Here is a 26,857-nt window from a genome sequence, read left to right on the forward strand (position 1 = left end):
TTTTGAGTTCGAGGAACGCAGTATAAGCTCATTTAAAACTCGCCCAAGGGAGCTCACCAGTGACATTTCTTCTTCGTTGGCAACTTTTGAAAGGGAACCACCCTTCCTACATGTTGCCCACTTGAATCAAAAGCCACTGGATGAACTCTGAATTAGCACTTTTTATGGCAGATTAGTATTTTTTGTCTATATTTTTAGCTTAGTTATTTAACCGTTGGCTTAAAAGCATTTGAAAAACGCAACCTTTACAGAAAAACGCAAATTTATCGTTAAATTAGGTAAAATGCTGCACAAATATGGTACGCCCGCATACCGCTTAGAAGCGCATTTAATGGAAGTTGCGACCTACTTAGACCTTAAATCGTCGTTTGTTATGTCGCCTACCTCTGTTACCTTTGTTATTTGGACCGACGGCCACGAAGACGAGTATACCCATGTTGCACGGGTAGATCCTGGCGATCACGACCTAGGCTCACTTGCCGACACCGACGACTTAGTTAATCAAATGCTTGATGGCAAGTTAACCTTGCACGAAGTGGACGAACAGCTAGACATTATTTTTGTTGCTCCTAACTCTTACAATAAACTCACTACGGGCATTGCGTTTGCCACATCTGGTGGTGCGTTTGCTATGTTAATGGGCACCAGTTGGTTTGATGTAGCTTGGTCTGCGTTACTCTCATCTATTGTATACTTGTTTGTGCTGTGGTCGGGGCGCTCAAAACGTGTCGCCCACATGCTTGAGCCTTTGGTAGCAATTGTATCGTCAATCATTGCCTGTGCTATTAGTGTTTATTTTGCCCCAGAGATCAATATACGTTTAGTGGTACTGTCGTCCATCATTGTATTTATTCCAGGTTTAGCATTAGCCCTAGGATTAGCAGAACTTGCAGCAAGGCACTTAGTGTCGGGTACAGCACGGGTGATGGACTCATTCATGTTGCTGTTTAAACTCTACTTTGGTGGTTTTATTGGCATAGGTATTGGTTTTGCATTATTTGGACAGGCCGACTTTGTGCAACCTGCGCCACTGCCAGCGTGGACGCCTTGGCTGGCTATATTTTTACTGTGTAGCAGCCTAATAGTCATATTTAGAACCAAGCTTAAACATGCCGTGTGGTCTATCGCATCTGGCTTTATTGCTTATGGCACCAGTATTGGCTCGGCTATGTATCTCGATTACACCTTAGGGACCTTTGTTGGCGCATTAGCCGTTGGCATATTTAGTAACTTATTTAATCGCGTGGCCAACGCCCCCGCTTCTATTGTTGCTATGCAAGGCTTAATTGTATTAGTACCGGGTAGCAAAACCTATATTGGCTTAAATTCGCTTATTGAAGGTCAAGACTTTGTTTATGCAGAACATATAGGCCAGCAAACGTTTTTAATTTTTATGTCGCTAGTAGCTGGGTTAATTTTTGCCAACGTAGCACTGCCACCTAAAAAGAGTTTGTAACGCGCTTTTCTCACCTATCCATTAATTAAAATATACGCCAACATTTGTGATAAAAGTTGGCGTCATTACTTTTATCACCGCTTTATCTATTAACCTTTATAAACAGTGTGTTAATCGCATTTTTTAGCCTATTACATCAGCCTTGCTATACTGCCAAGTTAACGTGTATATAAAGGAAAGTTTAATGTTAAAACTTAGCTTAGTGCTTGCAATGGGATTATCTAGCTCATTGGTAAGTGCTTCAACAGTATTAACGGTTGAAGATATCCCAAAAATTCAATCAGTTATTCAAACCAGTATTAGTCCAGATGGCGATAATGTCGCTTTTACTCGTTCGGTGCCGCGTGAGCTGTACGTTGATGAAAATGGCACTAACTACCGTGAGTTGTATGTGGTTAACGACAAAGGTGTAGAGCGCCCTTTTATTACCGGTTCGGTTAGTATTAGCAGCATTCAATGGTCTAACAACAGTAAAACTATCTACTTTTTAGCAAAATTAAAAGATGACAAATTTACCGCGCTTTATCAAATTCCGGTTGATGGCGGCCAAGCACATAAAGTACTGTCATTAAAAGATACCTCTATTTCAAGCTACGCACTAAGCCCTGACAATAAACACCTCGCTATTTTGGCAATGCCAGCAGCTGATAAATCTGATAAAGAGCTTAAAAAATTAGGCTTTATGGCAGAGGTATACGAACAAGGTTTAAAAAACAAACAGCTGTTTATTGCTGATTTAAAACAAACCGATAAGCCACTTTCACCTGCCGCGCTCAATGTAGCTAACTATGTTAGTGATGTTAACTGGGCTGCCGATGGCAAAAAGCTACTGGTTAAAACTCAGCCTACTGCGTTAATTGATGATAAATACACAAAATCACAATGGCACTTGTTTGATATAGCAAGTAATCAAGTAACTATGTCGTTTGCCACAGAGGGTAAGCTTGGTACAGCAGAGCTTTCTCATGATGGTCGTTATATCGCAATTTTAGGCGCACAAGATAAACACGATCCTGCTACTGGTCGCTTATTTTTAGCCGATACAAAAAGCGGTAAAGTAGATGAGTGGTTACCCAACTTTAGCGGCCACGTAGCCGATATTGAATGGCAGAATAAACGCAATACCTTAAACTTTATTGCCAATGTAGGCACCCAAAGCTTTGTCGGCAGCATTAAAACCGGCAGCAATAAATACAAAAAAATAGTTAAAGAAGGTCAATTTATTGCCTCAAGCCTAAGTATCTCTGCTTCAGATAAAACCTTAGCGCTGCGCGCCAATACCGCAAAACATCCTAACGAAGTGTTTATTGTTCGTAGCAAAAAAGCAGAGCGTTTAACCGATTCAAACACGTGGCTAAACGACAAGCGCTTTGCCAAGCAACAAACAATTAATTTAAAAGCCCGTGACGGCGTAGAAATTGATGGTGTACTTGTGTATCCGCTTGATTATAAAAAAGGGACACGTTACCCATTAATCATGTCGGTACATGGCGGCCCTGAAAGCCATGACAAAGACGGTTGGTTAACTAACTACTCACGTCCTGGTCAAATGGGAGCAGCTCGTGGTTACGCTGTATTTTATCCAAATTATCGTGGCTCAACGGGTAAAGGGGTTGATTACTCTAAACTTGGCCAAAATGACTACGCAGGCAAAGAGTTTGATGACTTAGTAGATTTTAAAAACCACCTTGTTGATATGGGTTTAGTAGACACTAAACGTGTTGGTATTACTGGTGGCTCATACGGCGGTTATGCTTCTGCGTGGGGCGCAACAAAATTAACTGAGCACTTTGCTGCCAGCGTAATGTTTGTTGGCGTATCTAATCAACTATCTAAGTTTGGTACTACCGATATATCTAACGAAATGAACCTAGTACATGCTCGTTCATACCCTTGGGATAAATGGCAATGGTACTTAGAGCGCAGCCCTATTTATTGGGCTGGACAATCTAAAACACCGTTATTAATTATGCACGGTAAAGACGATCCTCGTGTACACCCAGCGCAATCAATGGAGCTATACCGCTACATGAAAGTGCAAGGTAAAGACGTGCGTTTAGTTTACTACCCTGGCGAAGGCCACGGTAACCGTAAAGTAGCAGCCCAGTACGACTACAGCTTACGTTTAATGCGTTGGATGGATAACTACCTGATCGATGGCAATAAAGACATGCCCGCGTTTGAAATTGACCACGCAGCTAAACTTAAAGCAATAAAAGACGCAAATAAATAGCTAGCTAAATACGGTTATGAATAAGTAAGTTATTTTATTACAGGGCTAGTAGCAATATTAGCCCTTTTTGTTGTTAGCTTTATACAGTGCATAGTAATTTTTACACACCTCTCAAATAATCTCTTTGTAATAAAAACAAAACCCCTTGTATTACAGTGTATTAAAAATGGCCTTATATTTGCTCCATATTATTTAAACAATGAGTAAAGTAGGAAATAAAATGAATATTTTTGAAGCACTACGCGCCGATCATGACATACAACGTAAGTTAGTAGATGCGCTTATTCAAACTCATGGTGATACAGATGAGCGTCAAAAGTTAATGCTTGAACTAAAAACACAGCTAAAACAACATGCAAAGTTTGAAGAGCGATATTTTTATAACCCACTGATGTTTGAAGATCTAACCCATGAAAAAGCCCGCCATAGTGTGGCAGAACATCATGATATTGATGAATTAATTGAACAACTTGAAGAAACCGATAGGAGTTCACCAGCGTGGTTGGTTGCAGCTAAAAAACTCCATCATTTAGTGCATCATCACTTAGATGAAGAAGAGCACGAAGTATTTCAACTAGCCGGCAAAGCACTAACCGAAGGGCAAAAAGAAAGCTTAGCTGAGCACTACAACGATGCAATGCACTAACTGCTGCAGTAACTACTTTATACGCTATAACTTTAACTTTGATACACTCCCTTGTGTACTATTTGGTTATAAGCCAAGCGGCTTATAACCAATTTTTTTATGTATTACTTTATAGTAAATTTTACGTCTTGGTCGCGCAGTAAATACAACGCAAAACACGCTGCCCACATTGGCCATGCAGTAAAGAATAATAAGTGATTAAAGCCATCTATGTACTGGTTGTACGATGAAAGTGTAGACAAGCCATGCATTACAAAAATGATTCCGTAAGTAAGTCGCTTTTTAATACCCGCCAAAAATGCTAATACTAAAACTAACTGCAGCGCACCTAACACATACGCCACTATATCTGTTGACCCACTAATGCCATAAAACTTTTCAAAAATACCGGCGCTATGTGCCGGGTTCACAAATTTATCCAGCGTCCACATTATCATTACAATAAAAACACCCACACGCAGAGAGAATAAAGACCACTGCAAACGGTTTTGTAAATCGGCACTGATTGGGTTTGTCATAAAACTTCCTTTAATAAAAATATTAATAAACTATTAAATTACCAAGACCGTATAACTTGGTTTTTATTTCAAAAAAGTATAATTATTTTTAATTACCCTTACCTACTTAGCTTATTAACAGTTAAGGCACGGCTTATTTTAAGTATTTAAACGCTATACATAAAAGCTAATAAATATAATAGGTTAACTGCTAGCAAGTAGACTACAATTTAAAAACATGTTTAAAAGCAATTATTTATAATCTGTGTAATATCGCCACCCTATTACTATTTTATTTACAAATGAAACAGCAATGTTTTATTGGCACGCTTTAAACGCAGCTGTTTTGTTATGTCTTAAAAAATAAAAAAGAATCGAAACTTTACTGAAAGTTATTTTTACACCTTTCGGTCTTTATCATCATCAACTATTAACAAAAAAGAGAAAGCCCTTGAAATACCAATACTTAGCCCTATCGTTAGCAAGCGTATTAAATACCCCACTGCTGGCGCAAGCTGCCCAAAGCTCAACAGTAACAACCAATAACACCATAGAGCACATTGAAGTAGCTGGCCAAGTTATTAAATCTCAAGGCCTTTCAGTTAAAGATGCCAGTATAGATGGCCCATTTGGCGACAACTTAGCACTAAAAGATATAGCACGTTCGGTAACGCCTATTTCGAGCGAGCTAATAGAGCAGCTTAACATTACCACGTTACAAGATGTGCTTGCAGTAAGCCCTAATACCTATTCAGCCAGTGGTTTTGGCGCGCCAAGTTTACCCACAATACGCGGCCAATTAGGTGAGCTTTTTCAAGATGGTACACGTCGTCAAGCGGGCAACAATGGCTTTGGTGTACCGTTATCGTTCAACGCTATAGAACAGATAGATGTAGTAAAAGGTGCGCCACCGGTATTATTTGGCTCAAGCCAACGCAATGGTGGGTTTGTAAACTTACACTCTAAAAAAGCCGCTACAGACGAAAGTAAAGGTAAAGCAAGCTTATCGGCAGGACGATGGGATCAATATCGAGTACTGGTTGACTACAGCGCCCCCATAGTAAAAGACAAAGTAGGTTTTAGAGTTAGTGCAGAGCATATTGATAACGGCAGTTATTACGACTACTCAGGCACAAAAAGCGACAGCTTATTTGCAGCCCTGCGTGTATTTCCTGATGATAAAAGCAGCTGGGATCTTAATTTTGAATTATACCAAGTTGAATTTACCGATAACGCCGGTATTAACCGCCCTACTCAGGCGTTAATAGATGATGGACTGTATATTACCGGCCAAGGTGTGCAAGCAAATGGTAGTACTGTACCTTTAGCGGGTTCGATTATTTCACCAACGGGGCAAGTTAAAATAGATCGCAGCACCGTACTGACCGACCCTGATAATCTAAACGAAGCGAGAACCTACTTGCTCCACAGTATTTATAAACGTGAGCTTTCTAGTCACGCGTCAATTAAAAACATTTCCTACTTTCAGCATTTACAACGTGATGAAATTGCACAAAACAGCTTTGTTGAAATTATAGAGGGTGCCGATACCGCGCAAAACCGTACCGAGCTTACCTACCTTTGGAATAGTAACCAGCAAACTATTTTTGCCTTTGATGTACGTTATAACCGCGTATTAGGTTACAGCCAATTTACCACCGAAGCCGACTTACCCATAGATTTAACTGGCCCACTTTCAAATAGACGCATTCCTTTAACTGATGCACAACAAGCACGCTTTGTTGAACTTCGCCCAGGTGTATTTGTATCGCCGGGTGGTCAGTACGATATTAATAACGACGGCAGTGGCGACTTTAACTTATCAGACACCACAGACTCACGCTCATGGCAAACAGGGGTGGCTATTCAGCAAGATTCAGATTGGACAGATAAGTTTCATACCAGTGTTGGCTACCGCGTTGACTTTTATGACGTAGAAGCAAACGACCCTATAGCACCTGTAGGGCAAATTGCCGCCAGCGACAGCATTAACGACACTTTGCATTCAGGGCAAGTAAGTTTTAATTACCGACTAAACGATGATTACACCACTTATGGCGCAGCAAGTTACAACGAAGCCACATCAAATAGCATGGCTGGCGGCACTACACTTGGCGGCGACAATACCATTAGTGCGCAAAATTTTGCCACCGAAAATACCCTAGTTGAATTTGGTTTAAAATATGCACCAACCAATAGCGATTGGTACGCCGATGGCGCAATATTTAGCCAACGCCGTAGTTTACGTAACCGCGATGGCAGTAATACTGGTATTCGCACCACAGGTTTTGAAAGCCAAGTATTTTACGATGCCTACCCGTACTGGTTAAGCGCAGGTTATAGCTACATTGACGCCCGCTACGATAATTCTGCAAGTAGTCAAGATTCTGCCCAAGTAGCCGATGCATTTGACAACTCACGCCCTGATATTATTGCAGGCACCAGTGTGGGCGCTCCTAGTTTTACCGCATTTGCGCCTTCAAGTAGCCAAGTTCAAGGCATTCCAGAGCAATCTTTTAGCTTTAACGGAAATTATTCAATTAATTCGAAATGGCAAACGGGTTTTTCAGGTCTATATACAAAGAGTTACCCATTAGACTTTTTGGCAACCGTACATATTCGCGATCAGTACACATTAAACGTAAATACTAGCTATGCTTTTACGCCTAGCACCAAGTTACGCTTAGATGTAAACAACGTTACCAATCAAAAAAATTGGCGCCCTGTATTTGAAGGCGGTTATTTTGGTGCAACCTTGGCTTTTCCTGAATTACCAATAAACGCCAAGCTGACGCTTACGCATAATTTTTAAAGACAAGTTTGAAAGAGAGAGAACATGATTAAAAAAATACTTTTGTTATTGATTGCAGCGGTCGCCATCGGCCTGTTCTTTCATTTTGATTTGCACCAACTACTTACGCTTGAGGGCTTAAAAGGCTCGATGGATCAGTTTAGCCAATATAAAGCGCAATCTCCGCTATTAATCATTGGCGGATTCTTTTTATTGTATGTGGTGGTTACTGCATTGTCTTTACCGGGCGCGGCTATTTTAACACTGGCAGCGGGTGCTTTATTTGGCTTAGTTGAAGGCTTATTGGTTGCATCGTTTGCATCAACCATAGGTGCTACATTGGCCTTTTTAGTATCACGTTACTTATTGCGTGACACTATTAAACAACGTTTTCCTGAGCGCTTAGCCGCAATTGATGCAGGCGTTGAAAAAGAAGGCGGCTTTTACTTATTTACGTTGCGTTTAGTGCCGGTGTTTCCGTTCTTTTTAATCAACTTGTTAATGGGCGTAACAGCCATCAAGTCATGGACTTTTTACTGGGTAAGCCAAGTGGGTATGCTAGCCGGTACATTTGTATTTGTTAATGCGGGTACGCAGCTTGCTCAAATAGAGAGTTTATCGGGCATTTTATCGTTGGACTTAATTTTATCATTCGCTTTATTGGGCGTATTCCCATTTATTGCTAAAGGGATCTTAAATGTGTTTAAAAAACGTCGTGTATACAAAAGCTATACTAAACCTAAAAGTTTCGACCGTAACATGATTGTTATTGGCGCGGGTGCTGGTGGTTTGGTAACAAGCTATATTGCCGCTGCTGTTAAAGCAAAAGTAACCCTTATTGAAGCGGGTGAAATGGGCGGCGACTGTTTAAACTACGGTTGCGTTCCAAGTAAAGCGATAATTAAAAGCGCTAAAATTGCAGAGCAAATTCGCCACGGTGAACACTACGGCCTAGAAAACATGACACCGCAGTTTTCGTTTAAAAAAGTAATGGCGCGTGTTCATAAAGTAATTGCCGATATAGCACCGCACGACAGCATAGAGCGCTACACTAATTTAGGCGTAGACGTAGTAAAAGGCTACGGCAAATTAATCGACCCGTGGACGGTAGAAATTAAACTTAACGATGGCGGCACGCAAACATTAACTGCGCGTACTATTGTTATTGCCACTGGCGCACGCCCATTTGTACCGCCACTGCCCGGTATAGAAGAAACCGGTTATGTAACAAGCGATACTTTATGGGATAAATTTGCAGCGCTAGATGAGGCACCTAAAAAGCTTGTAGTACTTGGTGGTGGCCCAATTGGTAGCGAATTAGCACAAAGCTTTGCCCGTTTAGGTTCAAGCGTTACGCAAATTGAAATGGCGGAGCGCATCATGATCAAAGAAGACGTTGAAGTGTCTACCTTTGCTCATGAAGCGTTGAGCGAAAGCGGCGTTAACATTTTAACCTCGCATCAGGCATTACGCGGTGAAGCGCGCGACGGTAAAAAGTACATTATTGTTAAACGCCTTAACGAAGGCAATAATGAAGAAATTGCTATTGAATACGACGAACTGCTATGCGCTGTTGGCCGCAGTGCCCGCCTTAAAGGTTACGGCCTTGAAGCGCTAGGCATAGAAACAAACCGTACAATAGTCACTAACGAATACCTAGAAACGCTCTACCCTAATATTTTTGCCGCAGGCGATATTGTTGGCCCTTATCAATTTACGCACGTAGCGGCTCATCAGGGTTGGTACGCAGCAGTAAACGGCTTATTTGGTAACCTTAAAAAGTTTAAAGTAGATTACCGCGTTATTCCATGGACCACCTTTATTGACCCAGAAGTGGCACGTGTGGGCTTAAACGAGCAAGATGCAATTGATAAAGGTATCGATTTTGAAATCACTCGTTTTGAGTTTGAAGAGCTAGACCGCGCAATTACCGATAGCGCCACAAAAGGCTTTATAAAAGTCATTACCCCTAAAGGCAAAGACAAAATACTCGGTGTAACTGTGGTCTCTGAACACGCGGGTGATTTAATTGCTGAATTTGTACTGGCCATGAAACACGGTTTAGGCCTTAATAAAATACTGGGTACTATACACAGCTACCCAACTTGGGCTGAAGGTAATAAATACGCAGCAGGCGAGTGGAAACGCGCGCATGCGCCTGAAAAAGTACTTAACATGCTCGAAAAATATCATACGTGGCGTCGAGGCTAATATGTTTAACACAACATTAAAGCCTTTATTATTAAGTGCGACATTACTTGCGACGGCGCTTGCAACGTCGCTTGCAAGCCAAGCGCAAAGCACGACTAATAACCTGCACGATAGCTGGAATGCCTTGCTAAATAAGCATGTTGTAGCAATTAACCATAATCACAGCACAGAGGTTGATTACGCAGCCATAAAACGTGAGCATGCACAGCTAAAAACGTATTTAGATTCGTTAAGTGCTGTAACGCAAAGCGAATTTGACGCGTGGGAACAGCCTAAGCAACTCGCTTTTTTAATCAATGCTTATAATGCGTGGACTGTTGAACTTATATTGACTAAATACCCAAACCTTAAATCAATAAAAGATTTAGGCAGCTTTTTTAGCTCACCATGGAGCAAAGCGTTTGTGCCACTACTGGGTAAAACTCGCAGCCTTGATGACATAGAGCACGGTTTAATTCGTGGCAGCGGTAAATATAACGATCCACGCATTCATTTTGCTGTAAATTGTGCAAGTATTGGTTGCCCTGCGCTGCGCGGGGAGGCATTCACAGCTACTGAACTAGAGAGCCAATTGCAACAGCAAACGGTGCGTTTTTTATCTGATACAACACGTAATTTTGCGCAGGAAAATACGCTAAATATCTCCTCTATATTTAAATGGTACGGCGATGACTTTGAAAAAGGTTTTAGAGGTGCAGACACGCTACAGCAGTTTTTTTTGCAATATAGCGATGCACTTAAACTAGTACCCGCTCAGCAAAAAGCGCTTAAAAATAATGACATGAAAGTAAAATTTTTAGACTACAGCTGGGATTTAAATGCACGCCAGTAAGTTTTGGCAAACAGCTACGCGATACAGTGTTTACTGTGTCGCGTTTTGCGTTTGCTTAATAACAAGCTTAAGTACTTTTGCTAATAACAGCGCTCATAATATGAGTAAAGAACGACTCACTCGCTGGGAAAATATTGAAACGCTTGGTAATAACCAAAGCGTGTACTTTTATGCCTGGGGCGGCGACGCGCAAATAAATGCCTATATTCAATGGGCTGCCCAGCAAGTTAAAACTAAATATAATATTAACTTAGTGCATGTAAAGCTCAGCGACACCAGCGAAGCAGTAAGCCGTGTGTTGGCCGAAAAATCAGCACATAATAATGACCAAGGCAGTGTTGATCTGGTATGGATAAACGGCGCTAACTTTGCCACCATGAGCGAGCACGCATTGTTGTTAAAACAGTGGGCAAATAAATTGCCACACTTTGCATACACAGATCCCGCTAATAACCCTGCAGTTAATTTTGACTTTGGCATACCCACAAACGGTATGGAAGCACCGTGGGGGCAAGCATCGCTCACCTTTTATTACGACAGCCTTGCAATAAATGAACAAACAAACAATAAACTCCCTACTACATTAAACGAATTATTAAACTGGAGCACACAAAACCCGGGGCGCTTTAGCTACCCAAAGCCGCCTGATTTTTTAGGGATGAGCTTTTTAAAATACGCCTTAGTAATACTGCATCAACAAAGCAGCGAAAATATTAAAGCGCAGTTAAACCAAGCGGCTACCGCTAACAACACAGCACAAGTATTAACCCCATTGTGGAACTTTTTAAATAAGCTACACCCTACGCTTTGGCGTGGTGGCACTCACTTTATGCAAAGTGGCGCGCAAATGCGCCGTTTAGTAGACGATACCGAGCTAAGTATTGCCTTTACCTTTTCAGCACCCGAAGTGCCCGCAGCCGTTAAACGCTACGATTTACCAAAAAGCATTCGCAGCTATGCAATGGCTGATGGCAGTTTAAGTAATACTCACTTTGTGGCTATTCCTTACAATGCAAGCCACCCGCAAAGTGCGCAATTAGTCGCTAACTTTTTATTAAGCCCAGCGGCGCAAGCCCAAAAGCAAAAAGCGCATATATGGGGCGATAAAAGCGTACTTATTCAATCAAGGCTAACGCCTGAGCAACAAGCCTTGTTTAAAACAGCTAAACCGCACCCAAGCGCACTGCCTTTTAACAGTATTAAGCGCACATTGAGCGAGCCACACCCAAGCTGGGTAAATGCCATAATGCAAGGCTGGCAAACTCGCTATGGGGTAAGCCAATGAGTGTTGTTAGCAATAAAGTGGCGACAAGCCATGGGCCTCACGCCCGTAAAAGCCATGATATGTTTAGTAAAATAGTAAAATTAAGCCCACGCTTTTTACTCGTTTTACTTATTTTACCCGTACTTGGCGGCTTAATTAGTGTGTTACTACCCGCCTTTGGTTATGCCCCTGCACTTGATCAAACAACATTTGGCTTGCAAGGTTTTACCATGCTTTGGCAAACACCCGGCCTAATAAATATGGCTATGCTAAGTATTGGCACAGGTTTAATAAGTACCTTACTTGCTTTTATTATTACTTTGATGATTTTAGCCGCTTTTTTTAACAGCCCTTGGCTTAACCGCATTCAGCGTTTACTGAGCCCTATTTTAGTTATACCTCACGCTGCAGCGGCTATTGCGGTAGGTTTTTTAATTGCCCCTTCAGGCATGATTTCACGAATTATATCGCCTTGGTTAAGCGGGTGGGAACTTGCACCAAACGGCCTATTTCCGCATGACTCGTTCGGCATTAGTATAATTTTAGGGTTAACGCTTAAAGAACTGCCATTTTTGTTATTAATGGCACTAGGCGTACTGGCGCAGCCTGAACTTGGCAAAAAATTACGCCAGCAACATAAAGTTGCGCTTAATTTGGGTTACTGCCCCATGACCGCCTTTTTTAAAGTAATACTCCCTAGCCTTTACCCACTGCTGCGTTTACCTATTTTAGCTGTGCTCGCTTATGCCAGCGCCAGTGTAGAAATGCCACTTATTTTAGGCCCAAATACACCGCCAACATTAGCGGTAGCTATTATGCATTGGTTTAACGATGTTGATTTAAACTTACGTATTAAAGCCTCAGCCGGTGCTTTGCTACAACTGGCACTCACGGGCGGGTTACTTGCGCTTTGGCTTAGCGGCGAAAAAGCGATAAAGGTATTATTTAGCGATTCACTCACTAACGGGGTGCGCGAATACGGCGGATTTTATTGGCAAAAGCTAACGGTAATACTCACTGCTTTAGTGATTGGTTTTATTTTACTCTCGCTAATTGCCCTTATTTTGTGGTCGGTTGCGGGCTTTTGGCGCTTTCCCGATGCACTCCCTGAGCAATTTACACTACTGCATTTTAACAGTGCATTAATGCAAATGAGCAACCCGCTTTTTAATACCCTAGCTATTGGTTTAGTAACAACGGTATTTGCCATTACGGTTACTTTATTGTGTTTAGAGTCGGAGCAGTTAAGCGACAAACCCATCTCTCGCTTTACCAGTTTAATTATTTACTTACCGCTATTAGTACCCAGTATTGCCTTTTTGTTTGGCCTAGTATGGATACAACAATGGGTAAATAACCAAGCCGCGTTTTTTAATGTGGTGTTTACCCATTTACTGTTTGTTTTGCCTTACGTATTTTTGTCACTCGCGAGCAGTTATAGGCGGTTAGACTCTCGCTTTGCGCGCGTTGCAGCAAGTTTGGGCGCAGCGCCTAGCAAAGTGTTTTTTAAGGTGAAATTACCGCAGTTATTTGCACCTATTTTAATTGCAGCCGCATTGGGGTTAGCGATCAGTTTTGGCCAATACTTACCAACTCTTTTAGCCGGTGGCGGGCGTATAGCCACCATAACAACCGAAGCCGTTACCCTGGCAAATGGCGCAAGTAGGCGCACCAGTGCCGTATACGCTATTATGCAAATGGCACTCCCGCTTATTGGATTTATACTGGCATGGGTTTTACCTAAGTACTTTTTTAAAAGTGCACGAGTGTAAAGTACCTATATTAAACAGTATTGAGTTAAAGGTTTTTTAATGCAGTCATCTTTACAGATTAAAAATTGTCAGCTTTATCGCCAAAATGAGCGACTACTTAGCTTAAACGAGCAAGTTAATGGCGGTGAAATCCTAACAATTATGGGCCCATCGGGCAGTGGTAAATCAAGCTTATTAAATTGGCTTACAGGTACTTTACCCAGTGGCTTTAAAGCCACTGGAGAGGTGTGGCTTAATGGTAAAAATATAAATGATTTACCCACGCATTTACGCCATATTGGCGTACTGTATCAAGACGCTTTATTGTTTTCGCACTTAAGTGTGGCGGGTAATATTGCTTTTGCTATGCCCAAAGGGGACAAAAAACAACGCATTGAAAAAATAGCACACGCACTTGAGCAAGTTGGTTTAAAAGGAATGGCCAATCGCCATCCCGATAGCTTGTCCGGCGGCCAACAAGCACGCGTTGCGCTATTACGACTGTTATTAAGTGAGCCAAAAGCTATTTTACTCGATGAGCCTTTTAGTAAGCTCGACACGCAACTGCGCGTTGATACACGTGAACTGGTGTTTAGCCAAATACGCCAACATAAACTGCCTGCCATTATGGTAACGCACGATCATAGCGATTACGACGCTGCAAACGGTAAACTTTTTACCTTAAATACTGTACTTTAAGCGCACAAGGCACCCTATGTTAGATAAATTTATCACCCCTGTAATAAAACCACTGTTAAAGCCTGTGGTAATGCTGATACATAAACGCGGTATAACACCCGATCAGCTAACAGTATTTGGCTTTTTAATTGGCTTGCTCGCTGTGCCATTACTTGCTTTTGAAATGTGGTACGGCGCATTAGCTGCCATTGCTTTCAATCGCATTTTAGATGGGCTTGACGGCGCACTAGCACGCCATGCTAATTTAAGCTCAAGCGCCGGCGGCTTTTTAGATATTACACTCGACTTTTTATTTTACGCGGCCATTCCGCTTGGCTTTATTTTGGCAAACCCCGAACAAAACGCCATTGCAGGCGCTATATTACTCGCTGCATTTATTGGCACGGGTTCAAGCTTTTTAGCCTTTGCCATAGCCGCTGAAAAGTTTAAACTCGAAAAACCACAATTTAAATACAAAAGCTTTTACTACTTAAATGGTTTAACCGAAGGCACAGAAACAATAGCGCTATTTATAGCCTTTTGTATTTGGCCGCAGCACTTTGCCCTCCTCGCTGGCATATTTGCTTTTGCCTGTGCCATTACCATATTTACCCGTATACATGGCGGCTACCACACACTTAAACAGCAAGAAGCCAATGAGGTTATAAATAATAATGACTAACGAAGTTTGGTGGCGACTCGGTTGCTTTTTTAGCATTTTAGTCATAATGATGCTGCTTGAATGGCGACAGCCCGCAAGGCAATCGCCCATTAAAAGCAGCACTCGCTGGTTTGCAAATTTTGGCTTAGTGTTTGCTTCATCTGTGATTGCGCGCTTAGCCGTGCCAATTGGTTTAACCGCAGTAGCACTTTATAATCAAGCGCATAGCATTGGCTTATTTAACCAACTAGCCATACCTAGCATAGTAACCATAGTGCTAAGCCTTATACTGCTCGATATACTCATTTATTGGCAGCATAGATTGTTTCATAAAGTGCCACTATTATGGCGCTTGCACCGCGTGCACCACGCCGATGCGCACGTAGATACCAGTACCGGCCTGCGCTTTCACCCCATCGAAATTGTGCTTAGCATAGTTATAAAACTCATTGCAGTTACTGCACTTGGCGTACCCGCCATTGCCGTACTTATATTTGAAATCGCGTTAAATGGACTCGCCTTGTTTAACCATGCAAACATACGCCTACCAAACGCCATTGAAAAGCCACTACGCCTTATATTAATGACGCAAATACTGCACCGCATTCACCATAGTAAAGTAGTGAGTGAAACAAACTCAAACTATGGTTTTAGTGTAATTTGGTGGGACAAACTTTTTGGTAGCTATAAAAGTGAGGCAAAAAAAGTCGACGCAGAAATAGATATAGGCTTGGTTGAATACCCAAGTGCAAAGCAAAATGCCTCGCTGTGGGGGTTACTCATCATGCCGTTTAAAAACAAGTAAAAACAACTATATTGCACTTTACACAATGCCAATCTACTTAAAAGCCTTTTGATGTAGGTTGGTATAAATAAAATACTCTATGAATACGCCAGGTGAAAACTTTAAGGGTGTCTGTTTAATTTCTAAATTTTTAAGGCAAACATTTGTAGAATGGGCAGGCTTTACTATTTGTTATTCGTTTTGGGAAAAGCTTATTATCGGCAGCAAGAAACCTAAAGAAAACCCCATAATACCATCATCAGATCATTAGCATTTAAGTGTATAAGAATACTATTTAGGTGCTGGAAAACACATACGCCCTACGATGAATCAACTTACTTAATCGCATTGAAAAGTAAGGGATCACCGCTGTTAAAATTTGCGATGGAAAGTGAGCTTTAGTGCTTGCTGTCCATCTCAGGGCGTGTTGTTATATTTTTACTTTTACTGGATTTTGAGTTCGTATTTGTTGAATTAAATCTGCCAGTTTTACATATGTATCTGGTTCCGGAGTACAGGACACTGCCATATTCTCCGCTATTTCAGGCTTAGATAAAGTATATATCGACAACCCTTGAGCCTTTAAGAATTTTACAATCTGAGCATAAAACGGCTTAGTTTTGTCGAATACATTAATAAAGCTTTGTTTGAAAATCTGAGGGTTAGCTTTTAAAAAGTTCGTTTCAAAACATGCATCAATAAAGTCACAAGACTTAAAAGACTCTTCAAAGGAACCGCCTTGTAACCCATTTGATAAAGTAACTGTCGGTGTACAAGGAACTTTGAACAAATGAACGTTACTTGGCAAAGTGTTTTTTGCTGGAACTTTAGATGGGTCGTCATCGTCAAAAGTAAAAATCATTGGGCGATCGTGGCTCAATGTTTGGTTCATTATTCTGATTACATGCTTTAAATTACCTATACCATTGTAATTAGCGATAACGACACCGTAGTCAGAAAAGTTAATCCCTAAACCTTCTTCCAACAAAATCCTAAAAGCGCCTTCTTCACTTTCTCCTTCAACAAATAAATATATGCACTGTTCCAGTGCTGACTCTCTACTTGCTGCATCCCATCGCATCTCTTCACAAAGTTGGTCTTGAATTACACCATATTGAATTCTTTCGAAATCTGACATACTTCACCTAAAAATATAACGCCTCATTCAGAGGCAATAAAATGGCTGAATTTTACTAGTCGTCCACCTCAGGGCGTGTTGTTAGTTACCACTCCAGTCCATTGATAATATAACCGAAATAACCTTGTTCACCGATGACATTTATATTTTTATTTCTAACTTTCATCAATGATGATTTATCATAGTACCATCTAACAGAGTGTTTATTATTGCTATCTAAGTCTAAAAAAGTGAGGCGAGTACACTCATATTCATAATCACTACCACAACTCTCAACCTTACTTAAATGGTACTCTTTTGACCAATATTCATTCACAGAATAATAAGCCCATAATTTGATTGGAGCACCGATAGCAGCCCAAATCCAACCATATACTAAAACAGGTAAAAAAATCATACCTAACGTTGAGCGAAATTTACCTTGGTCTTCAAATTGATGTTTCATTTGTTGTTGATAGTGACTACAGCTTTTATATTTCCTATACGAGAAGGCAAAGAATATAATACTTAATATGCCTGCCAATACTGGGATTAGCTTATATACCAAGAAGTCATATATTGAATTTGAAATAAAAGGAGGATCAACATTTTCGTCCCAAATTAAGAATATGATGGGCAAAAAGAATATTCCTAATGTGAATACAAGTGCTAAATGAGTTCGATTCATGATGGTAACTAACGCTTTGCTAAGCGGCTAAAAATGGCTGGCTATAATAGTGAGGTACGAGCACAGCCAGCTGTTTGTGTCCGTTTAAGCAACTTGTTAAACGGCTTGTGATACGACAATTAAACCAATTAGTTTAGATATAACCAAAAATAAAAAACCAAAAAACAAACTGTAATTTCTAACCCTAAATTGCCAAACGATACGAGTAGATACTATTTTAAGCCCATTGTCTGATTTGGAAACGAACTCCCTTAGTATTTTTTGTTTTTTAGCAAGCTCTTCCTTTGTCATTTCCTTGCCTGCATCTACATTCATAATTTGTCCAGAATAACTAGCAGCTGTATTTAGTGTATTCAGTACTTTTTGCGCATTCAATTGCTCAATTTTAGTTGCCTGCAAAGACAAATCATTTTCTAATCGGATCAATCCACTGGCAACAGACAAAAACAATGAAGTTAATGCTAATAATTCAAAGCTATTTTGTGATATTGAGATTGCCTCAGGCATATAATTAGCTCCCAGATAAGCAAATAAGCTAGCAGCTAAGCCAATAACAAAGTAATCATATTTTTGCTGGGCTTGTTTCCAACTTTTCCACACTTCTAAACTTTGATCAGACATAAATCCCTTGCCGTTTAACAGCTTATTGAACACCACTATGGGGGGTTATACCCCCCCAAAAAACGGCGTATATTACATAGCTTAATAGTTCCATCAAACAACTCTAATGTAAACAGGTAATTACGTGTGTTATATAATTGCCCTTGTTTAAATACCTCAGAACGACTTTTAATAATGTTATCCGACAAAGCCGCAACCACTGCCAATTTATACAGTTATTAATTATAAAATTTAGCTGGAAAATAACATGACACCCATTCTAATTATTAATCGCTTTAACTTCTACTAAGGTAAATATCGTTTGGCTTAAAGTGTCCTAAATATTGAAGATACTTCGACTTATTCAAATAACGCTGTATTTACCTACTTATTACTCATTTTTAGGCATGCGAAATACTCTGCTTTCACAGTGAGTGGAAAATAACATGACACCCATTCTAATTATTAATCGCTTTAACTTCTACTAAGGTAAATATCGTTTGGCTTAAAGTGTCCTAAATATTGAAGATACTTCGACTTATTCAAATAACGCTGTATTTACCTACTTATTACTCATTTTTAGGCATGCGAAATACTCTGCTTTCACAGTGAGGGGGAATTACGGAGAGTTTTTGAAGTAAAACTTTAAGCCAGTAGCTTTTCGCAGTTACTAACGTTTGCGCGCCGCTTTCTGTTTAGGTGTTCGCAGTATCCTTCGTGTGACGCTGGGCGACCTACTGCACCATGAAATACGCGACTAAATTGCGTGGTGAGTTTTAGCCAGTTTTCGGGGGTAATGTTTACTCTTTGTAACAGGGGTAAAGTGCTGCTTTCGATATAGCCCGCTTTACCTTCGCGTATACAACGCCCGGTTAATTCTACTAGTTCAAGGTAAGATTTAAGCTCAAACGGTAATCCTTTTGCCATTTGCTTTTTTGGTTTACCTGAAAAGCGCAGGAGTTGCTCCGGTTGCTTACCTGCAGTGGCACTTTCAATGCGTATTTTTACGCTGGTATGCTCTGATGTTTCTGGTGTTGTTGCTGCCTTTGCTCTTATTGGGTTTAAATCAACATATGCCATACAGGCGATTAATGCGGCTTCATCTAAAAGGGCTTGTGATTTAAAGCGTCCCTCCCAAAAGCGGCCGGTACAGTTATCTTCTTTATTAGCTCTGCACGCAATGTCTTCATTTAATAAGCGCATAAACCAACTGATATTAGCTAAGCGTTCTCGGTATTCACTGATTGTTTCATTTAACAGTAGCCATTCAATTTTACTTAGCTCTTCACCTTGTAGGTATTTGTTGGTGAGTACAGTGCCTTTACAAAGCCTGTGCCACCGCTGAATAATGGCTTTATCGGTTAGTCGCTTGGCTTTTTTATCATCAACATAGAGTACTAAGTGGGTGTGATTACTCATTACTGCATACGCGCACACATCGATACAAAATACGTTAGCGAGGGCAAGTAATTTGCTTTCAACCCACCCTCTGCGATGTTCATACGATTGATTAGTAAAGTGATCTACGCCGCATAAAAATGCACGGCGTACACAGCGCGAAATACAGTGGTAGTATTTTGTATCGACCAAACTTACCTGACGTTTTCTTGCGATAGCCATGTGACACCCTGCTTAATTATCGTACTACACAGAGCTTAGTTAATCATGCTGATATTGCAAATATTAGGGTGGGTGTCTGTTTAACGTTACTATTCGTTATTCATTTTGGGCTAAAGCGTATTATGAGCAACAAAAAGCCAAGGGTAAGCCGCACAACTGCATTATTAGATCACTGGCATTTAAATGGATAAGGATTGTATTTAGGTGTTGGAAAACGAATACACCCTACGATGAATCGACGTATTTAGCAGCATTAAAACGCAGAGGCTCACCACTTTTAAAATTTGCAATTAATAGCTAAATTTTACTAGTCGTCCACCTCAGGGCGTGTTGTTATATTTCTGTAATTTCCAATAAATCAAGACTACTAGGCCTAAAGTTAATAAAGACCTTATCTTTTATTTCTAAATGTGGAGCACAGTACACGTATATTTTATAACAGCTACCAAATTTATTAATAAGGTTATCAATACTCTGTTTAATTGGTCGCTTAAATCTATATGTTTCATAGTCATTTTTTTTGATGAAAATTGAAATATACACGGGAGCCGTTTTAAATTTAGCTTTGTCAATAAGATCTATTTTTATGTCGCCATTTTTTAATTTAAAAATTTTTAATATAGTGCCCCAGTAAATACTTTTATTAGTTGGAACCTCAGAGTAATCAGTAAAACTTTGAAATTTTAAGTGTTTAAATAACTCACCATAAGTTCTTAATTTTTCTTCTGATGATAGATACCTTTTGTATAAAAGACTTTCCGATTTATATGTATGGTATCGACTTATTACATGCCCTATATGATAAAAATTTGAACCTGAAAGATTAACTTCTTTTCCTATTTGATTACTATTTTTACGAGTTACAATTTCAATGCCTTCATGATTTGGTGTAGCGCGCTTTTCTACAAAATGGTTATTAGGGCGAGATATAAATAAAGTATCAGGTTCATGCTTATCTTTTTCTTGTTCGGTCGTTTCACTTTCCGAACCAAGATCAACAGAATTTTGATATTCTGTCTTATATATCTGACATTCTGAAGAGTGCTCTTCAACAGTTCTAAAATATGGATCTACTTTTCTTTGCCCTAGTGGCTTATCCATGTTCGCACAAGTAATTAATGCAGAGCATTTTTCATCAATACATATAAATTTTCGTTTATCTGAAATAGTCCTCTGTATAAATAAACGGGACGCTTCTTCGGCAGTTAACGACTCACCTGTTTCAAGACTTAAAGCTTTACTTAAAGATGACACGAATCCTCCTTGAAGAAATATAACGACCTGTTAACAGGCAATAAAATAGTTGGTTAAAATAAGCGACGCAGGAGCAAAAGCCAACTATTTTTTGTCCTTGTTTAACAGCTTGTTAGCTGTACTTTGCACGATTTACCTTGTTCCACTTTTTAGATTTTAAACCACTTTTGTATGGCCACCTAAATAGTATCGGGTGTTCATCTTCATTGATAATCAAATTCATTTCCCAAATATCGAAATATCCATCTGATTGTTCACAAACATTATGGATTTGCATTAGCTCATGATTTATAAGTGAAATCATTTGTTTTGCGGAATTTTGAGATATTTGTTTTTCAGGTATTGAAATACGACTATCTACATCTATTGCTCTTTTTTTACGAGATAAGCCAACATATGTCGCTTGCTGTTTTTGTTGTTCTAACTCTTTGCTTCTTATTTTTTCAACGAATTTAGGAGAATAATCAGTAATTTCCCTTCCAACAAAAGCAAATTGCTTCTCTGGATGAAAATATAATAACTTAAGCCAATCTTGTTCAAATTTTTCGTCAGGAAAACCATCGTTATAAATAGAAGAGGTATAGTAGTGTTCAACCCATTTAGCTTTTGCTAACTCCTCCATAGCTAAAATAGACAATTGAAACGCTGAAGGATACGAAGAGTTTTTATATAACAGAATCGAATCTTTATGAAGCCTAATTGAGTTTTTCAATGCTTCAGATGCGATTTTCTTAAATTTGTACTCACTCAGACCCTGCTTCATACTTTCCTTGTACAGCTAACAGCTTATTGAACACCACTATGGGGGTTTATAACACCCCAAAACGGCGTATATTACATTGCTCAATAATTCCATCAAACAACTCTAATGTAAACAAGTAATTACGTGTGTTATAAAATTGCCTTTGTTAAAATGCCCCAAAACGACTTTTAATAATGTTATCCGACAAAGCCGCAACTATTGCAAATTTATACAGTTATTAATTATAAAATTTAGCTTGTATGAAACACCCTTTTTTAACACGGAAAAAAGAACACATATAATGAAAAGTGTGCAAAAACACGATTGATGCTTACCTTCAATGGGTATGGGTTACAACTTTTATGTAATTTCATGGTACGCACTATCCTAGTGCTAGGAGCGATAACGCGGTTGAGTCGTTTTAAATTCATTAAACCAATGTACAAAAAAGCGCTGCAAATATGCAGCGCTTATTACTTAACGGTTGTTTATTTTAACTTTGTACTTAAAATTAAAAGAAGCCGAGCGGATCTTCGCTGTAGCTTACTAATAGGTTTTTAGTTTGTTGGTAGTGACCCAGTGCGAGTTTGTGGTTTTCGCGACCAATGCCTGATTTTTTATAGCCGCCAAACGCGGCGTGGGCCGGATACATGTGGTAGCAGTTAGTCCATACACGGCCTGCCTCAATTTTACGCCCCATACGATACGCTTGGTTCATGTTGCGGCTCCATACACCGGCGCCTAAACCAAATTCAGAGCTATTGGCAAGTGCCAACGCTTCGGCTTCGTCTTTAAAGGTCGACATTGAAATAACCGGGCCAAAAATCTCTTCTTGGAATACCCGCATGTCGTTGGTGCCTTTTAATAGCGTAGGCTGAATGTAATATCCGCCGTTAAGATCATCACTTAACTGCTCTACGTTACCACCGGTAAGTACTTCGGCGCCTTCTTTTTTACCAATTTCGATGTAGCTTAATATTTTATCAAATTGCGCTTTAGACGCCTGCGCACCTACCATGGTTTCGGTATCTAGCGGGTTACCGCGTTTAATTTGTGCTGTACGCTGTAAAATGCGTTCAATAAATTGCTCGTAAATATCTTCTTGAATAAATAGTCGCGATGGGCAAGTACATACTTCACCTTGGTTAAAGTAGGCCAGTATTGCGCCCTCTATTGCTTTAGATAAAAAAGCGTCGTCTTTGTCCATTACATCGCTAAAGAAAATATTGGGTGACTTACCACCTAGCTCTACCGTTGACGGAATAATATTTTCGGCGGCGCATTTTAAAATATGTGAACCCACTGGGGTAGACCCCGTAAAGGCGATTTTAGCAATGCGGGTGTTGGTAGCCAAAGCTTCACCTGCTTCTTTTCCAAAGCCATTAACTACGTTGAGTACGCCTGCTGGCAGTAAGTCGCCAATCACTTCCATTAACACTAAAATAGAGGCAGGGGTTTGCTCTGCCGGTTTTAGTATTACACAGTTGCCCGCAGCTAAGGCTGGGGCTAGCTTCCACGCTGCCATTAGTATTGGGAAGTTCCACGGAATTATTTGCCCGACGACGCCTAATGGTTCATTAAAATGATAGGCAACGGTAGTTTCATCAATTTCACTAATACCGCCCTCTTGTGAGCGCAGGCAACCTGCAAAATAACGAAAGTGATCGGCGGCTAGTGGAATATCGGCCGCGAGTGTTTCGCGAATTGCTTTGCCGTTGTCCCACGTTTCGGCAACTGCAAGTAACTCTAAGTTTTGTTCAATACGGTCGGCTATTTTTAGTAATACGTTACTACGATCGGTAACCGATGTAGTGCCCCACTGCGCTTTTACTGCATGGGCTTTGTCGAGCGCAAGCTCAATGTCGTCTTTGTCGGAGCGCGCTACTTTGCAAAACACTTTGCCGTTAACAGGGCTAATATTTTCAAAGTACTGGCCGTTTACTGGCTTTACCCATTCTCCACCAATGTAGTTTTCGTATTGCGCTTTAAAGGTAATTAGTGCATCTTTTTCGCCTGGATTTGCATAAATCATAGTGACACTCTCTTGTTGTTATTAGCTAAAAGTCGAGCTATTAAATAAGTCTTTTTGCTTTATATTTAATCAAGTGCTGTTTTATAATTAATCAGCATTGATTGACATTAGACTATCAAACACTTAAAAGCATGTATTGCTGTCCACAAAAGTTGTCTATGAGTCCAGATTTAAAAGGGATTAAAATGCATACTCCGCAATTAAATAAGCAACGTCAGCAATTAAAGGTGCTAATTGAAAATAAAGTGACCTTTGCTGCCGATAATAGCGAGCTAAGTATTTACGATACTTATCAAAATGCGCAAAAAGTAGCTTTGCATTCAAAAGAATTACTTTTTTGCGCCATGCTTAGTGGTAAAAAGGTAATGCATGTAGAGAGCTGCCAATATCATAAGGCATTTTTACCTCACGAATCCTTTGTGTTAGCACCAGAGCAAGGGGTGTTAATTGACTTTGAACAAGCATCTTTAAGCGCGCCTACCACCTGCCTTGCCATAGAAATAAGTACAGATAAAATAACGCAGGTGGCTAATGCACTCAATATTGAGCAACGCTTTGCCAGCGATGACTTATTTGCCTATACACCGCAGCTGGTACATAGCCAACATAATAGCCAAACCCAACAACTTTTAGCGCGTATGGTGCATTTATTTAGTGAGCCCGACGAGCAGCGAGGTTATTTAATCGACTTATCGTTAAACGAGCTTATTACCCGTTTGCTACAGCAGCAAAGTCGAGATTTATTGCTAAAACACGGCAATAATCCGCAGCTTAAAACACCGGTAAATAATGCTTTGCAATACATAGAAGAGCACTTAAATGAGGCATTGGATATAGAGAGGCTGTGTAAAATTGCCTGCATGAGTCGCAGCAAGTTTTATCAACAATTTAAGTTGGCGTTTGGTACTAGCCCAGCACTGTGGCAGCAGCAACTTAGGCTTAAAAAAGCCTATAGTAAATTGTTACAGGGGCGCACGGTTAGCCAAGCGTGTTATGAGCTGGGTTTTAATTGCCCTAGCCATTTTAGCCGATTATTTAAACAAGCCTATGGCGTACCACCAGCAAACATTGCCAAGAAAAACCATTAAGTGATGGTTTAGATTAATTTTATAGCGAGGTTAATTAACGTTTCGTAGGCACTAAATGCGCCTACGAAACTTATTTTATTGTATTTTTTATGGCGCATTAATACTGCGTATTAAAACCAAATTTCAACCTGAGCGCCTGCAACTAAGGCACTTTCGTCGCCCTCTTTGCCTGCAACACTTAACCCAGACTCTTGCCCAGCAGCCTTGTTCCAATCAAAGTTACTTAGGTAAAAGCGTAACGATGGACGCGACCAATATTCGGTAGAGTCGGCTGTTGCTTGTAATGCTAGCGCATATTTCATGAGTGTTTGCTCATCATTTTCAATGCCGTTTGTTTTAGTTTGATAAGCGTTATAACCCACTTCACCAAGCACACTCCAATGCGGCGATATTGAATAATGCGGGCGCACACCAACACTTTTTAGGGTGTGGTAATCAGATGATTTTTCGTACATTACCATGTAATCTAGTTTAAATTTTTCGGTAATATCAACTAAGCCATTATTAAAAATACGAAAGCCACTTGAGCTGCTATCTGCCGCATAATCAAAGCTTCCGCCATCAGTACCGGCAGCGCCTGGGTTTTGCGCCATGGCGCCGGTACCATATTGAATCACTGTTTTTTGATCAACATTGCCTAACTGCTTTTGCCATTGCACTGTAAACGTTCTGCCATCGGTAAGCCCTGCTTCATCAATTGCATCATTTACAAATAAGTTTTGCAGTGCAAATACCACTTTACCCGCATCGCCTACATCCATTTCATAGCGTACGTCGGCCATAAAGTTTTGATAGTTAGTATCTGCAGTGGCTTTGTTACCTGTAAGTTCGCCCTCGCCACCATAAGTGATGGCAGCAAGATGCAGCTTATCGGTTTCATTTACCGTAATGTCGGACACACCCACGCCGTTACCCGAGCTTTGCATATGTTTGTAATCTAATATATGTACGCTACCAACTGCCTTATCGTAATAATATCTGCGGCCAATCCATAGCGTACCATTATCAAGTAAGTTATCAGTTTCTACATAAAGCTGCCTTGAGCGTCTAGACCACTCCTCCGTTGCGGTTGGATCTCTTGAATCCCCGGCAAAGTCCATCATAAATACGGCTTTAAAATTAACCCCATTTAGCTGCTGTTTTTTAGTCAGCTGAAACTCGCTGTAGTCTCTGCATTCGTTACCTAAGCGATAATAAACCCCATCATTTTTAGGGTAGTTTAGTGAATAACAAGAGCCATTATTTTTACTGCCACTCCCTATAATGGTGTTTGTACCTGAGCGAAAATACCCATTAAATTCAAACCCATTATCCAATTCTTGCTTAGCTTTAGCGTCATCCTGCGCTTGCATTTCATTATTAATTAACTGTTTAACGTATGCAATATCTTCATCCGATAAACCAGCGGGGCGCTCTGCTGCGTGAACACTCATTGTAGCTGCGCATAATATTGAAAGTAGTGATAAAGAGGGTTTAATTCGTTTGTTATATTTCATGTTTACCATAGTCGTTGTGAGGTTACATTAAATGTATTTGCAGCGCTATTTAATTAAAATGCAGCCGTAATTTAGCTAAGCAGTGCTGGTTGCTAGCTACAAATACGAAATTAGTTACTTTTAAAGGTAGAGTTTTTAGTTAACTTTGTGTCAGTAAAAATTAAAGGCATATAGCTGTTAACTTTAAGCTAACTATTTTGGCGCTAATAATGATCAGCTACGATAACTTGTAGTAAATGAGCTGTGATCAGTAATAACCAATTTGAAAAGGATTTTATCCAACCACTGGGGGTTATTCAATATAGCAAACAGCGATAGTATAAGACTTTAGTATAAACACAAGCTACTTATTAACAATAAGATACAAAACAAAAACACCTAAGCAACAAACAAAACATGAGATTACACTTTAGTGT

The 26,857-nt window shown here is 40.1% G+C and carries 21 protein-coding genes and 2 pseudogenes; 14 read left to right on the forward strand and 9 right to left on the reverse strand.

Annotated features, from left to right (window positions below; translation table 11 throughout):
* Positions 1-229: 229 nt before the first annotated feature.
* The 3 genes from RB215_RS16945 to RB215_RS16955 all read left to right on the forward strand — a co-directional run bounded on the left by RB215_RS16945 (position 230) and on the right by RB215_RS16955 (position 4,335).
* Positions 230-1,456: a threonine/serine exporter family protein gene (locus tag RB215_RS16945; protein ID WP_309217224.1), complete on the forward strand. Its 1,227-nt coding sequence runs from the start codon at positions 230-232 to the stop codon at positions 1,454-1,456.
* A 184-nt stretch (positions 1,457-1,640) separates the two neighbouring features.
* Positions 1,641-3,689, forward strand: coding sequence for a S9 family peptidase (locus RB215_RS16950; RefSeq protein ID WP_089369160.1), 2,049 nt, complete (start codon positions 1,641-1,643; stop codon positions 3,687-3,689).
* A 220-nt stretch (positions 3,690-3,909) separates the two neighbouring features.
* Entirely contained in the window at positions 3,910-4,335 is a 426-nt protein-coding gene (locus RB215_RS16955; RefSeq protein ID WP_011329866.1) for a hemerythrin domain-containing protein, read from the forward strand.
* A gap of 104 nt (positions 4,336-4,439) precedes the next feature.
* Here the strand turns inward: RB215_RS16955 and RB215_RS16960 are convergent, their stop codons facing one another.
* Entirely contained in the window at positions 4,440-4,853 is a 414-nt protein-coding gene (locus tag RB215_RS16960) for a hypothetical protein (RefSeq protein ID WP_197107853.1), read from the reverse strand.
* A gap of 430 nt (positions 4,854-5,283) precedes the next feature.
* On the opposite strand from RB215_RS16960, the gene RB215_RS16965 reads away from it, so the two are divergent.
* The 9 genes and pseudogenes from RB215_RS16965 to RB215_RS17875 all read left to right on the forward strand — a co-directional run.
* Complete coding sequence (locus RB215_RS16965) at positions 5,284-7,644, forward strand: TonB-dependent receptor domain-containing protein (protein ID WP_309217226.1); 2,361 nt, start codon at positions 5,284-5,286, stop codon at positions 7,642-7,644.
* A 24-nt stretch (positions 7,645-7,668) separates the two neighbouring features.
* Positions 7,669-9,834, forward strand: coding sequence for an FAD-dependent oxidoreductase (locus RB215_RS16970; RefSeq protein ID WP_309217227.1), 2,166 nt, complete (start codon positions 7,669-7,671; stop codon positions 9,832-9,834).
* 1 nt (position 9,835) lies between these two features.
* Entirely contained in the window at positions 9,836-10,666 is an 831-nt protein-coding gene (locus tag RB215_RS16975; RefSeq protein ID WP_309217228.1) for a DUF547 domain-containing protein, read from the forward strand.
* The gene (locus RB215_RS16980; RefSeq protein ID WP_309217229.1) at positions 10,653-11,951 is read left to right on the forward strand and encodes an ABC transporter substrate-binding protein; all 1,299 of its coding nucleotides are present in this window, start codon (positions 10,653-10,655) and stop codon (positions 11,949-11,951) included. The genes RB215_RS16975 and RB215_RS16980 overlap by 14 nt, the downstream gene beginning before the upstream one ends.
* On the forward strand, positions 11,948-13,702 hold the full coding sequence (locus RB215_RS16985) for an ABC transporter permease subunit (RefSeq protein WP_309217230.1): 1,755 nt from the start codon (positions 11,948-11,950) through the stop codon (positions 13,700-13,702). Before RB215_RS16980 ends, RB215_RS16985 begins: the two co-directional genes overlap by 4 nt.
* Before the next feature lie 39 nt (positions 13,703-13,741).
* Complete coding sequence (locus RB215_RS16990; RefSeq protein ID WP_208835075.1) at positions 13,742-14,380, forward strand: ATP-binding cassette domain-containing protein; 639 nt, start codon at positions 13,742-13,744, stop codon at positions 14,378-14,380.
* A gap of 16 nt (positions 14,381-14,396) precedes the next feature.
* Entirely contained in the window at positions 14,397-15,041 is a 645-nt protein-coding gene (locus tag RB215_RS16995; RefSeq protein WP_309217231.1) for a CDP-alcohol phosphatidyltransferase family protein, read from the forward strand.
* Positions 15,034-15,825 carry a sterol desaturase family protein gene (locus tag RB215_RS17000; protein WP_309217232.1) on the forward strand — a complete coding sequence of 264 codons (792 nt, stop codon included), beginning with the start codon at positions 15,034-15,036 and terminating at the stop codon, positions 15,823-15,825. The genes RB215_RS16995 and RB215_RS17000 overlap by 8 nt, the downstream gene beginning before the upstream one ends.
* A 234-nt stretch (positions 15,826-16,059) precedes the next feature.
* A pseudogene (locus RB215_RS17875) lies at positions 16,060-16,206 on the forward strand (IS110 family transposase); the annotation flags it as partial.
* 28 nt (positions 16,207-16,234) lie between these two features.
* Here RB215_RS17875 and RB215_RS17005 read toward each other — a convergent pair.
* The 4 genes from RB215_RS17005 to RB215_RS17020 all read right to left on the reverse strand — a co-directional run bounded on the left by RB215_RS17005 (position 16,235) and on the right by RB215_RS17020 (position 19,829).
* Positions 16,235-16,942 (reverse strand): TOPRIM nucleotidyl transferase/hydrolase domain-containing protein, encoded by a 708-nt coding sequence (locus RB215_RS17005; RefSeq protein ID WP_011329855.1) that lies wholly within the window; start codon positions 16,940-16,942, stop codon positions 16,235-16,237.
* Positions 16,943-17,027: 85 nt separating this feature from the next.
* A complete protein-coding gene (locus RB215_RS17010) occupies positions 17,028-17,609 on the reverse strand; it encodes a hypothetical protein (protein ID WP_011329854.1) in 582 nt (193 codons plus the stop codon).
* Between the two features lie 96 nt (positions 17,610-17,705).
* Positions 17,706-18,230, reverse strand: coding sequence for a hypothetical protein (locus RB215_RS17015; protein ID WP_309217234.1), 525 nt, complete (start codon positions 18,228-18,230; stop codon positions 17,706-17,708).
* Between the two features lie 624 nt (positions 18,231-18,854).
* On the reverse strand, positions 18,855-19,829 hold the full coding sequence (locus RB215_RS17020; protein WP_309217235.1) for a transposase: 975 nt from the start codon (positions 19,827-19,829) through the stop codon (positions 18,855-18,857).
* Positions 19,830-19,929: 100 nt separating this feature from the next.
* Here RB215_RS17020 and RB215_RS17025 point away from each other — a divergent pair.
* Positions 19,930-20,130, forward strand: a pseudogene (locus tag RB215_RS17025) (IS110 family transposase); the annotation flags it as partial.
* 32 nt (positions 20,131-20,162) lie between these two features.
* Here the strand turns inward: RB215_RS17025 and RB215_RS17030 are convergent.
* From RB215_RS17030 to RB215_RS17040, 3 genes are all read right to left on the reverse strand, one after another.
* Complete coding sequence (locus tag RB215_RS17030; protein ID WP_309217236.1) at positions 20,163-21,083, reverse strand: hypothetical protein; 921 nt, start codon at positions 21,081-21,083, stop codon at positions 20,163-20,165.
* 112 nt (positions 21,084-21,195) lie between these two features.
* The gene (locus RB215_RS17035) at positions 21,196-21,846 is read right to left on the reverse strand and encodes an AbiV family abortive infection protein (RefSeq protein ID WP_309217238.1); all 651 of its coding nucleotides are present in this window, start codon (positions 21,844-21,846) and stop codon (positions 21,196-21,198) included.
* Positions 21,847-22,336: 490 nt separating this feature from the next.
* Positions 22,337-23,857 (reverse strand): aldehyde dehydrogenase family protein, encoded by a 1,521-nt coding sequence (locus RB215_RS17040; RefSeq protein WP_011329851.1) that lies wholly within the window; start codon positions 23,855-23,857, stop codon positions 22,337-22,339.
* A gap of 185 nt (positions 23,858-24,042) precedes the next feature.
* On the opposite strand from RB215_RS17040, the gene RB215_RS17045 reads away from it, so the two are divergent.
* Positions 24,043-24,945, forward strand: coding sequence for an AraC family transcriptional regulator (locus RB215_RS17045; RefSeq protein ID WP_309217470.1), 903 nt, complete (start codon positions 24,043-24,045; stop codon positions 24,943-24,945).
* Positions 24,946-25,055: 110 nt separating this feature from the next.
* Here RB215_RS17045 and RB215_RS17050 read toward each other — a convergent pair whose 3' ends face one another.
* On the reverse strand, positions 25,056-26,378 hold the full coding sequence (locus tag RB215_RS17050) for a carbohydrate porin (RefSeq protein WP_041454899.1): 1,323 nt from the start codon (positions 26,376-26,378) through the stop codon (positions 25,056-25,058).
* Between the last annotated feature and the right edge of the window lie 479 nt (positions 26,379-26,857).

The sequence above is a fragment of the Pseudoalteromonas sp. HL-AS2 genome (assembly GCF_031198805.1).
Lineage (GTDB): Bacteria > Pseudomonadota > Gammaproteobacteria > Enterobacterales > Alteromonadaceae > Pseudoalteromonas > Pseudoalteromonas nigrifaciens.

Coding starts and splice junctions, on each gene's coding strand:
- RB215_RS16950 (WP_089369160.1), top strand. CDS start 1,641: ATGTTAAAACTTAGCTTAGTGCTTGCAATGGGATTATCTAGCTCATTG.
- RB215_RS16955 (WP_011329866.1), top strand. CDS start 3,910: ATGAATATTTTTGAAGCACTACGCGCCGATCATGACATACAACGTAAG.
- RB215_RS16960 (WP_197107853.1), bottom strand. CDS start 4,853: ATGACAAACCCAATCAGTGCCGATTTACAAAACCGTTTGCAGTGGTCT.
- RB215_RS16970 (WP_309217227.1), top strand. CDS start 7,669: ATGATTAAAAAAATACTTTTGTTATTGATTGCAGCGGTCGCCATCGGC.
- RB215_RS16975 (WP_309217228.1), top strand. CDS start 9,836: ATGTTTAACACAACATTAAAGCCTTTATTATTAAGTGCGACATTACTT.
- RB215_RS16980 (WP_309217229.1), top strand. CDS start 10,653: ATGCACGCCAGTAAGTTTTGGCAAACAGCTACGCGATACAGTGTTTAC.
- RB215_RS16985 (WP_309217230.1), top strand. CDS start 11,948: ATGAGTGTTGTTAGCAATAAAGTGGCGACAAGCCATGGGCCTCACGCC.
- RB215_RS16990 (WP_208835075.1), top strand. CDS start 13,742: ATGCAGTCATCTTTACAGATTAAAAATTGTCAGCTTTATCGCCAAAAT.
- RB215_RS16995 (WP_309217231.1), top strand. CDS start 14,397: ATGTTAGATAAATTTATCACCCCTGTAATAAAACCACTGTTAAAGCCT.
- RB215_RS17000 (WP_309217232.1), top strand. CDS start 15,034: ATGACTAACGAAGTTTGGTGGCGACTCGGTTGCTTTTTTAGCATTTTA.
- RB215_RS17005 (WP_011329855.1), bottom strand. CDS start 16,942: ATGTCAGATTTCGAAAGAATTCAATATGGTGTAATTCAAGACCAACTT.
- RB215_RS17010 (WP_011329854.1), bottom strand. CDS start 17,609: ATGAATCGAACTCATTTAGCACTTGTATTCACATTAGGAATATTCTTT.
- RB215_RS17015 (WP_309217234.1), bottom strand. CDS start 18,230: ATGTCTGATCAAAGTTTAGAAGTGTGGAAAAGTTGGAAACAAGCCCAG.
- RB215_RS17020 (WP_309217235.1), bottom strand. CDS start 19,829: ATGGCTATCGCAAGAAAACGTCAGGTAAGTTTGGTCGATACAAAATAC.
- RB215_RS17035 (WP_309217238.1), bottom strand. CDS start 21,846: ATGAAGCAGGGTCTGAGTGAGTACAAATTTAAGAAAATCGCATCTGAA.
- RB215_RS17040 (WP_011329851.1), bottom strand. CDS start 23,857: ATGATTTATGCAAATCCAGGCGAAAAAGATGCACTAATTACCTTTAAA.
- RB215_RS17045 (WP_309217470.1), top strand. CDS start 24,043: ATGCATACTCCGCAATTAAATAAGCAACGTCAGCAATTAAAGGTGCTA.
- RB215_RS17050 (WP_041454899.1), bottom strand. CDS start 26,378: ATGAGTGTTCACGCAGCAGAGCGCCCCGCTGGTTTATCGGATGAAGAT.